This window comes from Pseudonocardia yunnanensis, from assembly GCF_039534065.1.
Lineage (GTDB): Bacteria > Actinomycetota > Actinomycetes > Mycobacteriales > Pseudonocardiaceae > Pseudonocardia > Pseudonocardia yunnanensis.
Map to the genome: position 1 here is coordinate 251,043 of NZ_BAAAUS010000001.1, position 12,975 is coordinate 264,017.

The 12,975-nt window shown below is 71.6% G+C and carries 16 protein-coding genes; 8 read left to right on the forward strand and 8 right to left on the reverse strand.

Annotated elements, in window-relative coordinates; translation table 11 throughout:
* Positions 1-11 precede the first annotated feature (11 nt).
* Positions 12-1,235 carry a TetR family transcriptional regulator gene (locus tag ABD743_RS01140; protein ID WP_344717824.1) on the forward strand — a complete coding sequence of 408 codons (1,224 nt, stop codon included), beginning with the start codon at positions 12-14 and terminating at the stop codon, positions 1,233-1,235.
* Positions 1,236-1,331: 96 nt separating this feature from the next.
* Here the strand turns inward: ABD743_RS01140 and ABD743_RS01145 are convergent, their stop codons facing one another.
* Entirely contained in the window at positions 1,332-1,697 is a 366-nt protein-coding gene (locus ABD743_RS01145) for a hypothetical protein (RefSeq protein ID WP_344717826.1), read from the reverse strand.
* 121 nt (positions 1,698-1,818) lie between these two features.
* On the opposite strand from ABD743_RS01145, the gene ABD743_RS01150 reads away from it, so the two are divergent.
* Genes ABD743_RS01150 through ABD743_RS01160 form a run of 3 tightly spaced genes read left to right on the forward strand, consistent with a single transcriptional unit; the run spans position 1,819 to position 5,103 of the window.
* Entirely contained in the window at positions 1,819-2,493 is a 675-nt protein-coding gene (locus ABD743_RS01150; RefSeq protein WP_344717828.1) for a response regulator transcription factor, read from the forward strand.
* The gene (locus tag ABD743_RS01155; RefSeq protein WP_344717831.1) at positions 2,490-3,800 is read left to right on the forward strand and encodes a sensor histidine kinase; all 1,311 of its coding nucleotides are present in this window, start codon (positions 2,490-2,492) and stop codon (positions 3,798-3,800) included. Before ABD743_RS01150 ends, ABD743_RS01155 begins: the two co-directional genes overlap by 4 nt.
* 10 nt (positions 3,801-3,810) lie before the next feature.
* Positions 3,811-5,103 (forward strand): aspartate aminotransferase family protein, encoded by a 1,293-nt coding sequence (locus ABD743_RS01160; protein ID WP_344717833.1) that lies wholly within the window; start codon positions 3,811-3,813, stop codon positions 5,101-5,103.
* A gap of 15 nt (positions 5,104-5,118) precedes the next feature.
* Here ABD743_RS01160 and ABD743_RS01165 read toward each other — a convergent pair whose 3' ends face one another.
* Complete coding sequence (locus tag ABD743_RS01165) at positions 5,119-6,057, reverse strand: NADP-dependent oxidoreductase (protein WP_344717835.1); 939 nt, start codon at positions 6,055-6,057, stop codon at positions 5,119-5,121.
* Positions 6,058-6,154: 97 nt separating this feature from the next.
* Between ABD743_RS01165 and ABD743_RS01170 the strand changes: the two genes are divergently transcribed.
* Complete coding sequence (locus tag ABD743_RS01170) at positions 6,155-6,577, forward strand: PPOX class F420-dependent oxidoreductase (RefSeq protein ID WP_344717837.1); 423 nt, start codon at positions 6,155-6,157, stop codon at positions 6,575-6,577.
* 39 nt (positions 6,578-6,616) lie between these two features.
* Here the strand turns inward: ABD743_RS01170 and ABD743_RS01175 are convergent, their stop codons facing one another.
* Together ABD743_RS01175 and ABD743_RS01180 are read right to left on the reverse strand one after the other, a co-directional pair.
* Positions 6,617-7,027, reverse strand: a complete 411-nt coding sequence (locus tag ABD743_RS01175; RefSeq protein WP_344717839.1) for a tautomerase family protein — start codon at positions 7,025-7,027, stop codon at positions 6,617-6,619.
* 48 nt (positions 7,028-7,075) lie between these two features.
* Complete coding sequence (locus ABD743_RS01180) at positions 7,076-7,441, reverse strand: YkvA family protein (RefSeq protein WP_344717842.1); 366 nt, start codon at positions 7,439-7,441, stop codon at positions 7,076-7,078.
* A gap of 137 nt (positions 7,442-7,578) precedes the next feature.
* Here ABD743_RS01180 and ABD743_RS01185 point away from each other — a divergent pair, with 137 nt between their 5' ends.
* A complete protein-coding gene (locus ABD743_RS01185; RefSeq protein ID WP_344717844.1) occupies positions 7,579-8,067 on the forward strand; it encodes a hypothetical protein in 489 nt (162 codons plus the stop codon).
* Here ABD743_RS01185 and ABD743_RS01190 read toward each other — a convergent pair.
* Positions 8,064-8,237, reverse strand: a complete 174-nt coding sequence (locus ABD743_RS01190) for a hypothetical protein (protein ID WP_344717846.1) — start codon at positions 8,235-8,237, stop codon at positions 8,064-8,066. The genes ABD743_RS01185 and ABD743_RS01190 overlap by 4 nt on opposite strands.
* A gap of 176 nt (positions 8,238-8,413) precedes the next feature.
* On the opposite strand from ABD743_RS01190, the gene ABD743_RS01195 reads away from it, so the two are divergent.
* Entirely contained in the window at positions 8,414-9,211 is a 798-nt protein-coding gene (locus ABD743_RS01195; protein ID WP_344717848.1) for an alpha/beta fold hydrolase, read from the forward strand.
* A gap of 117 nt (positions 9,212-9,328) precedes the next feature.
* On the forward strand, positions 9,329-10,087 hold the full coding sequence (locus tag ABD743_RS01200; protein ID WP_344717850.1) for a PadR family transcriptional regulator: 759 nt from the start codon (positions 9,329-9,331) through the stop codon (positions 10,085-10,087).
* Between the two features lie 66 nt (positions 10,088-10,153).
* Here ABD743_RS01200 and ABD743_RS01205 read toward each other — a convergent pair whose 3' ends face one another.
* The 3 genes from ABD743_RS01205 to ABD743_RS01215 form a co-directional block, all read right to left on the reverse strand.
* Complete coding sequence (locus ABD743_RS01205; RefSeq protein ID WP_344717852.1) at positions 10,154-10,549, reverse strand: SCO5389 family protein; 396 nt, start codon at positions 10,547-10,549, stop codon at positions 10,154-10,156.
* Positions 10,550-10,588: 39 nt separating this feature from the next.
* Positions 10,589-11,548, reverse strand: a complete 960-nt coding sequence (locus ABD743_RS01210) for an ATP-binding protein (protein WP_344718763.1) — start codon at positions 11,546-11,548, stop codon at positions 10,589-10,591.
* 101 nt (positions 11,549-11,649) lie between these two features.
* Positions 11,650-12,948: an MFS transporter gene (locus ABD743_RS01215; RefSeq protein WP_344717854.1), complete on the reverse strand. Its 1,299-nt coding sequence runs from the start codon at positions 12,946-12,948 to the stop codon at positions 11,650-11,652.
* Positions 12,949-12,975 lie beyond the last annotated feature (27 nt).

The following is a 12,975-nucleotide window of genomic DNA, read 5'->3' on the forward strand; positions in this document are numbered from 1 at the left end:
GACTGGAGCCCGTGACCGACGGTCGAACCACCCGTTCCGGCCCGGAGAGCCGGACGCCGCGCACACGGGACGCTGCGGCGACGCGCAGCGCGATCTTCACCGCAGCTCGGCGGCTGTTCACGAGGCTCGGCTACGACGGCGCCGGAATGCGGGAGATCGCTCAGGAGGCAGGTGTGGACGCGCGCCTGATCGGCCGGTACTTCGGCTCGAAGGAGCTCCTCTTCGCCGAGGTCGTCGAAGCCGCCCACCAGAAGACACTTCTGATGGCGCCCGGCGTGAACCACGAGGCTGCCATCGCGTTGCTGGCCCGGAGCAAGGACTCCGAACTCGACGGCATGCTGCTCACGATCCGCTCGGCGTCCAACGAGCGGGCCGTCGCGATCATTCGCTCCAACCTGGAGGGCAACTACCAGCGCAAGCTGACGTCGGCGCTCGACGGCCCGGACGCCGACGGTCGCGCAGCCCTGCTGGTTGCCATCTGCACCGGCGTGCAGTTCATGCGCAACGTCATCGGCAGCACCGCCCTCGCCGACGGCGATCACCCTGAGCTGGTCGACTACCTCGAAGCCGCACTCGATGCCGTCGCCGTCGCGAGGCCGCGAACGTCACGTGCGCCGGCTTCGGACCGGTCGTCGCCGAACACACCGGTGCCGGAGAACGCGGTGGCCGCAGGCGAACGTGACCTGCGATCGGCCGTGATCGACGCGACGGCACAACTGCTCGCACTCGAGGGGCCGAGCGGGCTCACGATCCATCGCGTCGCCTCCGAGGCCGGCTGCTCGACGATGGTCGTCAACCACTATTTCCAGGGGACGCAGGGCTTGCTCGACGCCGTCCACGTCGAGGGCTTCGAGCGCCTGACCGCCGCCCAGCGGATCGCCCGGACCGGCGACCCCGAAGCGGACCTCATGCGGATGTGCCACATCTACCGCGAGGTCGCTCTCGCTCACCCGGCCTACTACCAGGTCATGTTCGGCAGGCCTGCTCCCGACCACCGCCCCTCGGAGGACAGCCGCAGCTACGAGCGCCGGTTTCATGATCAGTTCGTCGAGGCCGTGCGCCGCTGGGGCGGCGACAGACCGTTGACCGTTGACGTCCCGGCCGCCGCGCACATGCTGTGGGCGACCGGGCATGGGCTGGTCATGCTCGAACTGACCGGCAACGCACCACCCGGCGATCCCCGGGCCGCCTACGACTCCGCGATCGCAGTCACCCTTCATGGACTCCGGGCATGACAAGTCGCCGAATTCAGCCCCGTCCCCGTCGCACGTCGCCGCAGCGCTGACGAGCCCGTGCCGGCCCCCGAGACCGGCACGGGCGCGCCGGGCTCGCTACTCGTCCCGATGCTCAGCCGACGCGCCACACGCGAGTCGCGCCTTCTCCGCGGGCACCGGCCCGGAACCGGTGTAGATCACCTTGATCTTCTTGCCGTGTGGAACGGCATGGTCCCCATCGGGGGGCGAACCACGGTGGAAGCGGACCTTGTCGCCCCGCTCCCCCGCCCGCACCGCCTTCAGCTTCGCCCGCTCCTCGTCCGTGAGCGGGCGAACAGTGGCCTTGCCGTCCTCGCACGTGACGACGACTGCTTCGCCCGACGGCTCACCAGGGTCGGGTGTGCTCGCGCTGGCAGCCCCGGTCAGGGCGGTCATCAGGCCCGCGGCCGCCAGGACGGGACCGGCGATCGTACGGATGCGCATGGGTGCTCTCCTCTCGGTCGATCGAACGCGCACAGGCTTGCGCCGGCCTGCTGAAACCGGACTGAACAGCGCTGAACACGTCTTCAGGTTGACCTCAGGCGCCCTGGCCAGACTGATCGGCGTGCGCCTGCTGCTGGTTGAGGACGAGAAACGACTGACCGACGTGCTGGCGGGCGGCCTCGCCGGAGAGGGCTTCGCCGTCGACGTCGCCCATGACGGCCCCGACGGGCTCTGGATGGCCGGCGAGCACGAGTACGACGTGATCGTGCTCGACGTGATGCTTCCCCGGATGAACGGCTACACGGTGTGTGCCAAGCTCCGCGCCGCCGACGTCTGGACGCCGATCCTCATGCTCACCGCGAAGGACGGTGTGCACGACGAGGCCGAGGCGCTCGACACCGGCGCGGACGACTACCTGTCGAAGCCGTTCTCCTACGTGGTGCTGCTCGCCCGGCTACGCGCGCTGGTGCGCCGAGGCGGCCCCGTCCGGCCGGTGTCGATCACGGTGGGTGATCTGACCCTCGATCCGGCAGGGCTGCGCTGCCGGCGGGGACGCGTCGAGATCGCGCTGACCCCGAAGGAGTTCGCCGTGCTGCACACTCTGGCCCGGCGACCGGGCGAGGTGGTCTCCAAAGGCGAGTTGCTCGCGCAGGCCTGGGACTTCGCGTTCGACGGCGACCCGAACATCGTCGAGGTGTACATCAGCGCCCTCCGCCGCAAGATCGACAGGCCGTTCGAGCGCACCTCGCTCGTCACGGTCCGAGGCGCCGGGTACCGGCTCGAGGCGGCCCAGTGAGCAGCCGGTTCACGTCACGGCTGTCCGTGCGCCTACGAGCGACGCTCGCGGCCACCGCCATCGTCGCCGTCGCACTCGCCGTCGCGGCGGCCGCGCTGGTGAGCGTGCTCCGCGGAAGCTTGCAGGACAGCGCCGCGGCCGATGCCGCCCGGCGCGCCGCGATCACGGCCGAGCTGTTGGTCGACGGCAGCGGAGCGGGCACGGCAGGCTCGCCCGGCCTCGCCGTCGACCCCGATGTGGTGATCATCGGCGAGCCGCCGACGCGGAACGTTCTGGTCGTGCCCAAACAATGGACCCCGTCGGCGACCTACACGGTGGTGAGCAAGCCGGTGGACACCGCCGGAGGGAAGGTCCTCGTACAGGCGAGGGCTTCCCTGCAGCCCGTCGCCACCGCACTGGCCACCCTGTGGAGCGTGCTGCTACCCGGCATCCCTGCCCTGCTCCTGCTGGTCGCGGGTCTCACCTGGCTCGCGGTGGGACGGGCTCTCGCGCCGGTCTCGGCGATCCGTCAGGAGCTCGCGGACATCACCGCGAGCGACCTGCACCGTCGGGTGCCGGTGCCCCCGGCCGGTGACGAGATCGCCCGCCTCGCCGCGACGACGAACCGGACACTGGACAGGCTCGAGCACGCCGTCGTCCGCCATCGGCGGTTCGTGGCCGACGCCGCCCACGAGCTGCGGAGTCCGCTTGCCGTGCTCCGCGCCCGCCTGGAGATCGCGCCACCCCAGGCGCTCACCACCGAAGCGCTCACGGACGTCGACCGGATCCAGCGCCTCACCACCGATCTGCTGTTGCTCGCCCGCCTCGACGCCGACGAGCCGACGGAGCACGAGGAGGTCGACTTCGGCCAGGTCGCCGCGGAAGAGGCCTCCCGCGCCCGCTCCCGGACCGAGGTCGGGGTCTCGCTGGACATCAGCAGCGAGATCGTGGTCGACGGATCCGGTGAACAACTGCGCCGTGTGGTCGCCAACCTCGTGGACAACGCCGTGCGGCACGCCCGGACGTCCGTGGTCGTCCGCCTGGTGCGCTGCGGAGGCGACGCGGTGCTCGAGGTCGACGACGACGGACCGGGTATCCCTCCCGAGCACCGGGAGGCGGTCTTCGACCGCTTCACCCGGCTCGACGAGGCCAGGGCCCGGGACGCGGGAGGGTCCGGACTCGGGCTCGCCATCGCCCGCGACATCGCTGTTCGCCACGGCGGCACCGTCGTCGTCGTCGACGGCACGGCGGGAGCATCCCTGCGGGCGAGCATCCCCATGCGACGAGGTGTGCCAGTGTCCGTGGACGCACAGATCCGTTCTTCCTAACGTCGACGCCATGCCGGACGACACCGCTCCCGACCGTCACCTGATCCGCTACGCGGGCCGCGGCGCCTTCAGCCCCGGAATCGTCGACCGCGCGGCAGGCAGCTGGGTGTTCACCGAGGACGGACGTGAGCTGCTCGACTTCACGTCGGGTCAGATGAGCGCGATACTCGGTCACTCCCATCCGGCGATCGTCGCAACGGTCCGCGAGCAGATCGGCCGGCTCGACCACCTCTACAGCGGGATGCTGTCCCGTCCGGTTGTCGACCTGGCCCGGCGACTGGCGGACAGCGTCCCTGCGCCGCTGGACAAGGTGCTGCTGCTGACCACCGGTGCCGAGTCGAACGAGGCCGCGATCCGGATGGCGAAACTCGTCACCGGGAAGCACGAGATCGTGTCGTTCGCCCGGTCCTGGCACGGGATGACCCAGGCCGCAGCGAACGCCACCTATGTCGCAGGCCGCGCCGGCTATGGACCTGCCGCGCCGGGCAACTTCGCCTTGCCGGTGCCGGACCGGTTCCGGCCCGACCTCGTCGACGTCGACGGGAACCTCGACTGGCGCCGTCAGCTCGACCTGGGGTTCGACCTGATCGACGCCCAGTCGGTCGGCAGTCTCGCCGCCTGCCTGGTCGAGCCGATCCTGAGCTCCGGCGGTGTCGTCGACCTGCCGCCCGGCTACCTGGCGGCGCTGCGGGACAAGTGCCACGAGCGAGGGATGCTGCTGATCCTCGACGAGGCCCAGACCGGGCTGTGCCGGACCGGGGACTGGTATGCGTTCGAGCGGGACGGCGTGGTGCCGGACATCCTGACGCTGTCCAAGACCCTCGGTGCCGGGCTGCCGCTCGCGGCCGTCCTGACCAGCGCGGAGATCGAGCAGGAGGCCCACGACCGCGGCTACCTGTTCTTCACCACGCACGTCAACGATCCGCTTCCGGCCGCTGTCGGGAACACCGTGCTCGACGTGCTGGTCCGCGACCGGCTCGACGAGCGAGCCCGTGATCTCGGGAAGATCCTGCAGGACGGGTTGCGGGAGCTGGCCGGCAAGCACCCGGTGATCGGGGACGTGCGCGGGCGCGGCCTGCTGGTGGGGCTGGAGCTGGTACCCGGGCCGGGCATCGGCGACACCGACGCGCTCGGTACCGCGGTGACCCAGCGGTGCGCCGAGCTCGGCCTGCACATGAACATCGTGCAGCTGCCCGGCATGGGCGGGACGTTCCGGATCGCGCCGCCGCTCACCGCGTCCGACGGCGAGATCGGCCGTGGTCTGGAGATCCTCGACGCCGCTCTGAGCGACGTGACGGGCTGAGCCGCGACAGTCGGCTCAGGTCGTCAGCACCAACTTCCCGGTGGTGTGCCCGAGCTCGCCTGCTCGATGGGCGTGCGAGGCCCGTTCCAGCGGGAAGGTCTCGGCCACGAGCACCCGCAGCCGCCGGTCGCCGACCAGCTCGGCGAGTTCGTCGAGACCGTCGCCGTCGGGTTCCACGAGCATGCCGGTGGCGCGCAGGCCCCGGTCCCCCGCCGCGGCCACGGCATCCGCCGCCGCTGCCGAAGGCAGGCAGATGAGCCGGCCGTCGGGGTGCAGCACGTCGAGCGAGCGCACCGCCACCTCGCCGCCGAACATGTCCAGGACGAGGTCGACGGGTTCGATCACCTTCTCGAACGCCTCGGTCCGGTAGTCCACGGCCTCGTCGATCCCCAGGTCGTTGAGCAGGTTGTGCTTGCCGACGGAGGCGGTGCCGATCACGTAGGCGCCCCGGGCCTTGGCGATCTGGACGGCCAGGTGCCCGACCCCGCCCGCGGCACCGTGCACGAGGACCCGCTGGCCCGGCTGCACGCCCGCGATGTCCACCAGCGCCTGCCACGCGGTGAGCCCGGCGAGCGGGAGCCCGGCCGCCTCCACCTCCGACAGGCCGGCGGGCCGGTGCGCGAAGTGCCGCGAGGGAGCGGTGACGAACTCGGCGTACGCGCCGGCTTGCCGCGGGAACCACGGCATCCCGAACACCGAGTCGCCCACGGAGAACCTGGTGACCCCGGGGCCGACCGCGTCGACGGTGCCCGCGACGTCCCAGCCCACGGTGAACGGGGGCGGACCGATCACCGGGGCCATGCCTGCACCTGCGCGCGTCTTCCAGTCCACCGGGTTGACCCCCGCTGCTGCGACGCGAACGCGGATCTCGGTGGGCAGCGGCGTCGGTACCTCCGCCTCGCCGAGCTCGAGCACCTCGGGTCCGCCGGTCGAGAGCTGCGTGATCACGCGCATCGTTCCCACGGTCGATGCCTACCATCAGGACCGCGTGGACACCTGGCGGGGCACGAAATCTGCGGCGACCGGTAGGTGCACCCGCTACGGTGCGCCAGTGGCCACCCTTCCCGACAGCGCTCGTGCCCTGATCGAGTCCGGGCGGCTCGCCCACTGCGCCACGGTCAACGCCGACGGCAGCCCTCACCTGAGCGCAGTGTGGATCGGGCTCGACGGCGACGAGATCGTGATGGCGCACCTTCCCGAGCACCGGAAGGTTCGCAACCTACGACGCGATCCCCGCATCGTCCTGTCGCTGGACTCCGAGGAGCGCAACGCGATGGGGATGCAACACAACCTGCTGATCCACGGCACGGCCACCGTCACCGAGGGCGGGGCGCCCGAGCTGCTGCAGCGGCTCGTCAAGGTCTACGCCGGGCCGGACGCGGAGTTCCCGCTGCCGCCCGACCCGCCGCCCGGCTTCGTGGTGCGGATCGCCGTGGAGCGGGTGGGTGGCGTGGGCCCCTGGATCCAGCACTGAGCAGGAACCGGCCGGAAGCAACCGGCTGCAGGAGCTCGTTCAGGTGCCGGTGACGGCGCGTGCGCGCGGCTCGCCCCGGCGGGCGGTGGCCGGCACGCCACCGATCGCCCAGTCCTCGGGCCGCACCGAGATGATGCGGCCCTGCACCATCCGCCGGTCGGCCCCGAGCACGTCGACGATGATGTCGGTGACGGCACCGAGCAATCGGTGGCGCTGCTCGGTGGACCGGCCCTCCAGGAGGGTGACCGTGAAGTACGGGGCCGAGCGTCCCGACGCGGGGCTACCCGCGGTGGCCCAGTGCTCGGGCCGGTGCAGCGTGACGTAGGCACGCACGTGGTCCAGGGGCGAGTCCAGCAGCTCAGCGCAGCGGAGGCTCATCGCTGTGAGCATCTCGGCGTGCTGCGCGGGGGTGTGCATCCCCTCGACGAGATGGACTTCGAGGATCGGCATGGCGCTCACCGTAGGGGGCCGCCGGTGCGGTACAAGATCGACCCCGCGTCAGGCGGGCTGCTGGTCCACGACGACCGGCTGGTTGCGCTCCCACGCGAGGAACCGCTCGGTCTCGACGAGAACGGCGCCGCCGAGCCACGCCGCGACGATGACGTCGTCGCCGATGCCCAGCAGGGCCAGGAAGGCCTCGGGGACGAGGTCGACCGGCGAGACCACGTAGGCCAGCGCGAGCAGCAGGAGCCCGAGCCGGCCGCAGGTCAGGTCGGGGTAACGCCCCGAGACGGCACCACGCAGCATCCGGGGCACCGAGCGCAGCCGATCGCCGAACCCGGGGGCTCCCGGCTTGAGTCCGCTGACCAGTACACGCCCGAGGGCGGTGAAAGCCGCGATCCGGCGAGGTCCGATGGTGGCCACGTCCGGAACAACGATCAGGACACCGAGAACGTTCCGGGCGGGTGAAGTGCCCCCATTCGGGGCAGCCGCCTCACAAGGACCGATCCGGGCGAGGTCTATCGTCTGCACCTCCACAGATCGCTTTCGGGGAAGTGACGATGGGTCTCGTTCCGCGTGCCACGATGCTGGCCGCCACGCTGGTCGCCTGCGCCTTCGCGGCGGGGTGCGGCGGGTCCGTCGCCGATGCCGACGGCCGCGAGCCGACCCGTGCGGCGCCGCCCGTCTCGAGCCCGTTCTGCGTCGCCGCCCAGCAGAACGTTGCTGCGGTGCGGCCACTGTCGGCCCTGATCACCCGCGGCGGCGCCAGTCCCGAGGAACTGACGAACACCATCGACGGGGTGCGGCGCGCGGGCGCCGCGATGCTGAACTCCGCGCCCGACGAGATTCACGACGACGTCCAGCTCACCGTGGACTCGATGGGTCTGCAGCTCGATGCGCTGCTGGCCAACGGCGGCAACGGGGCGGCAGTGGCCCGCGACCCACAGCTCAACGCCCGGCTCGGGGCGCCGGAGCTCGCCGCCGCACGCGAACGCGTTCAGGCCTATGTGAACGAGACCTGCGGCGCGCTTCCGGGCACCGGTCGCTAGCGACCGATGGACCGGTGGGAGCGCCCGGCCTTCACGGCGGAGTACGCGACCACGCCGACCACCGCCACGGCACCGATCACGAGCGCGGTGCCGAGGAACTCGAACACCGCCCCCAGCACCGCGAGGGCCAACCAGATGACCACCACGATGCCCAGGATCTTCAGCAGCATGTGATCCGACCTCCTCGGTCCCATCCGGTCCCGCGGCTCCTCGAACGACCGGCTCCGTGTTCCTACCAGCCCCGAGCGGGTGACGCACCTCGTTACCCCCGGCGTAATCGACCGGCCACGCTGCATACCCGATCGTCGACATCGACACATTCGGTAGGCGTGAAGGGAAAAGGGACATGCCGCACATCGAGGCCGCGGACGGCACCAGGCTCTACTACTACGACGGCGGCGGCACGGGTCCGGTGGCCGTGTTCGTCCACGCCTGGTCGCTGAGCTCGACCATGTGGGAGTACCAGGTCGCAGCCTTCCGCGAGGCGGGGTACCGCTGCATCGCGCTCGACCGGCGCGGCCACGGCCGCTCGGACGTCCCGGGCACGGGATACGACCTCGACACCCTCGCAGGCGACCTGGCCGCGCTGCTCGACCGGCTGGACCTGCGCCGGGTCGTGTTCGTCGCGCACAGTCTCGGGACTCTCGAGCTGACGCGCTACCTCGCCCGGTACGGCACCGACCGGGTGGACCGCGCGGCGTACGTCGGCGGGATGGCGCCCGGCCGCGTCCCCCCGGAACGCCTGGAGGCGATCGCGGCGGCACTGCGCGCCGACCGTCCGAAGTGGTTCCACGACGGGGCACCGGCGTACTTCGCCACGAGCGGCACGGGCGCGTGGCTCTCGCCCGCGCTGGTGGACGACGCGGTCCGGTCGATCCTGCTCACCCCCCTCGAGGTGCAGACCGACACCCTGCAGGCAATGGGCGCCGACCTGTCGGCGGAGCTGCGCTCGATCGACATCCCCACGCTGGTGGTGCACGGCGACGCCGACGCATCGGCCCCGATCGACTTCACCGGGCGGCCGACCGCCGCGTTGCTCCCGAACAGCAGGCTCGAGGTCTACCCCGGTGCACCGCACGGGCTGTACGTGACCGAGAAGGACCGGCTGAACAAGGAGCTGCTCGCCTTCGCGGCAGGCCACTAGTACGTGACCCACGTCACACGCGATAGCTCTCCGCCGTATCGCGATATATCGTGATGGCACACGAGCTACTCGCTGCTATCGGAGCAGGAGGCTCGCACCGTTCAAGGAGACACCGAGATGAACGCGATGAACCCCGCGTGGAACCTTCCCTTCCCCGGCTTCGGAGGCGCAGGCCTGCGAGGCAACCCCTTCGGCCGCGGACACGGACACGGGCACGGACCCGTGGTGCCGCCGGCCGGACCGATGGCCGCCGCGATGGGCGGGCCACGGCCGTTCGACGGTCCGGACGACGACGGCGACCACGGGCACCACGGCCGGCGCGGCCACGGGCGGCGTGAACGCCGTGGCCGACCCCCCTTCGGCCCGGGTTTCGGCCCGGGCATGCATCCCCGCGGTGGCTTTCCGGGACACCACGGAAGGCGCGGCCGCCGGACAGCCCGCGGCGACATCCGCGCCGCCGTGCTGGCCCTGGTCGCGGAGCAGCCGCGACACGGCTACGAGATCATCCAGGAGATCAGCGAGCGCACGGGCGGAGCCTGGCGCCCGAGTCCGGGATCGGTCTACCCCACCCTGTCCCAGCTGGAGGACGAGCGCCTGGTCCGCGTGGAGCAGGCCGACGGCCGCCGGGTCGTCCACCTCACCGAGGAGGGCACCCGATACGTCGAGGAGCACCGCGACGAACTGGACGCGGTCTGGGCGTCGGCGGGTGGCGACGACGGCGACGACAACGGGGCGGGTGAGCTGTGGGAGCAGCTCGGCCAGCTCCATGCCGCTGCCCAGCAGGTGATGGCCGCCGGCAACCCGGAGCAGATCACGGCAGCCACCACGGCTCTGACCGAGGCACGCAGGACGATCTACCGGCTGCTGGCCGAATAATCAGGGGGACGTGCGCGGCTACGAGCCTCTGGGCCGTAGCCGCGCACGGTCATGTTCACCGCAGGATCAGCAGTCCCGCAGCTCCGGGCTCTGGTTGAGGACCTGGCCGCGCGGGCTGATGAACTCCCGGTACGCCGCACCGTCGACGTCGGCGGGGGCGAACGCCGCAACGCGGTGGCAGTTCTGGAATGCGAACACCACGCCGAAGTGCCGCTCGAGCGCACCCCGGATCGCATTGCTGGCCAGGGCGCGCAGGAGCTGACCGCGCTCCCCCTCCGACGGCGGGGGCACCTCGTGCTCGCCGAACCGGGCGTCGGGACGCGCGACGCGGTCCTCGGCTGCCGCGGTGACCACCTCCCAGGCATAGGGCAGCGAGTCCCGGACGACGGCGACGAACTGCGCGTCGTCGAGCTCGCCGCGTTCTGCTGCGGTCAGCACGTGGGTGGGGACGTCGAGGGACACGGAACCTCCTGGATACGAACGGATCGGCGGATCGGTCGGTCACACACTTGCGGCCCGGACCGCCACCGGTCCGGGGACGAACTCCGGGTCGACCTGCGCGGCGAGGTCGGCGCCGACCGCACGGTTGGCCCAGGCAGCGGCGTTACGCAGATGGAACTCCACGGTGCCCCGGTGGTAGGCCGCCCAGTCGCGCCGCTGGTCGTCCAGCGCGGAGAGCACGGTGTCGAGCACCGCGAGGTTGGCCGGCTCCAGCGCGGCGATCGGGGCGGGCTCACCGCGCTCGGCCGCCCGCACCCACGCCGACTGGCCGAACCATCCGAGCAGGGCGTCGCCGGCGTGCTCGCGCAGGTAGGCGACGTCATCCGGATCGGCCACCTTGTTGCCGACCACCCGCAGCGCCACGCCGTGACCGGCGGCGTGCTCGGCGTACTGCCGGTAGACCCCGATACCGCGCTTGGTCGGCTCGCTCACCAGCACCGTCAGGTCGAAGCGGGTGAAGAGGCCGGACGCGAACGCGTCGGCACCCGCCGTCATGTCGACCACCACGTACTCACCCGGGCCGTCGACGAGGTGGTTGAGGTAGAGCTCCACCGCGCCCGTCTTCGAGTGGTAGCAGGAGACGCCCACGTCGGCCTCGTCGAACTCGCCGGTGACGAGGTAGCGCACGCCGCCCGCCATGGCCGAGTACCGCTGGAGCAGCTCGCCGTCCGTCGCGAGGTCGAGCAGCCGCGACCCCGGGCCGGGCGGGGTCGTCTTGATCATCACATCGGCGGAGGGGATGCGCGGGTTGGTGCCGCGCAGGTGCTCCTTCAGCCAGGCCAGATCGGCGCCGAGCGCCCGGGGCGGCGGCCCGTCGTCGCCCAGAGCCGCGCCCAGATGCTGGTTGATGTCGGCGTCGATCGCGAGGACCGGGCGGCCGAGCTCGGCGAGGTACCGGCTGAACACCGCCGCCGACGTCGTCTTCCCACTACCGCCCTTGCCGACGAACGCGATTCGCACCCGGCCTCCCAAGATCGACTTCACCGTACCTGGGAATGATAAGCATTGTCACTATCGGGTGACGGGCTCGGGTCGGGCGTGTGTGGGCGGGATCGGGACGGTCAGCGGGCGCGGCGCCGCGCGGCCAACAGCTCGCGCAGCGGAGGCACCACGACGCCCTCGACCGCCAGCTTGCGGCGAGCGCGACGACGGGCCCCCAGCACTCCGACCAGTGCGAGGCTCCAGATCACGTACTGCACGAGCCAGGCGCCCCGGAACGCGTCGGGGCTGTACCCACCGTCCGGGCCGATCTGCCCGAGCACCACACCGACCGCGAGCGACACGAGCAGCGACGCGCAGAAACCACCGACGTTGACGATGCCGACCGCCGCGCCCTGCCGGTGGCCGGGATTGAAGGTGCGGGCGTAGTCGAAGCCCACCATGGACGCCGGGCCGCCCAGTGCCAGCACGCACACCAGCAGCACCAGCAGCCATCGCGGAGCCGGCGGCGGCACCGCCAGCACGACCGTCCACATCACCGCGGTCGTCCCGATCACCGCCAGCACCAGCCACGACCGGCGCAGCGGGTGCCGGGCGGTGAACTCGCCGAACAGCGGTCCCGCGACGATGCCGACGCCGACGAGCAGCGCGAGCATCGCGCTCGCCGCAGCGGCCGAGAGCCCCTGGCCCACCACCAGGTACGGCACGCCCCAGAGCAGCGCGAACACCGTGCCCGAGAACTGCGTGCCCATGTGGGTCCACAGCCCGAGCCGGGTGCCCGGCTCCCGCCACGACGAGACGAGCCCGTCGACCACCTCACGCGGCGAGGCCGCCGGTGGCGGCGGGGGTGCACCCGGCGGCCGGTTGCGCACCACCGCCAGCGCCGCGAGCGCGACGGCCACCCCGAGCCCGGCCGCCGACACGAACGCGGTGGTCCAGCCGGAGCCGTGCAGCAGCAGGGCGAGCGGAACGGCGCTCAGCACCTGCCCGAGCTGTCCGATCAAACCGGTGAGCTGCGTCATCAGCGGCACCCGCCGGGCCGGGAACCAGGCCGTGACCACGGAGAGCACGCTGATGAACGTCAGCGCGTCGCCCGCGCCGACCAGCACCCGCGCGAGGATCGCCGACGGCAGGTCGGTGGCGAGCGCGAGCACCAGTTGACCGGCGGCCATCGTGAACGCGCCGGCCACGATGAGCCGCCGGGCGCCGAACCGGTCGAGCAGCACACCGACGGGTATCTGGAGGCTCGCGTAAACGAGCAACTGCAGCACCACGAACCCGGACAGCGCCTCCGGTCCCGCGGTGAAGCGGGCCGCCGCGTCGAGTCCGGCGACGCCGAAGGAGGTGCGATGCATGACGCCGACGAGATAGGCGGCCAAACCGACGGCCCAGACCACCCAGACGCGATGATGCAGCTTCATTTCCTCCTCATGGTGCGGGCAGGGACG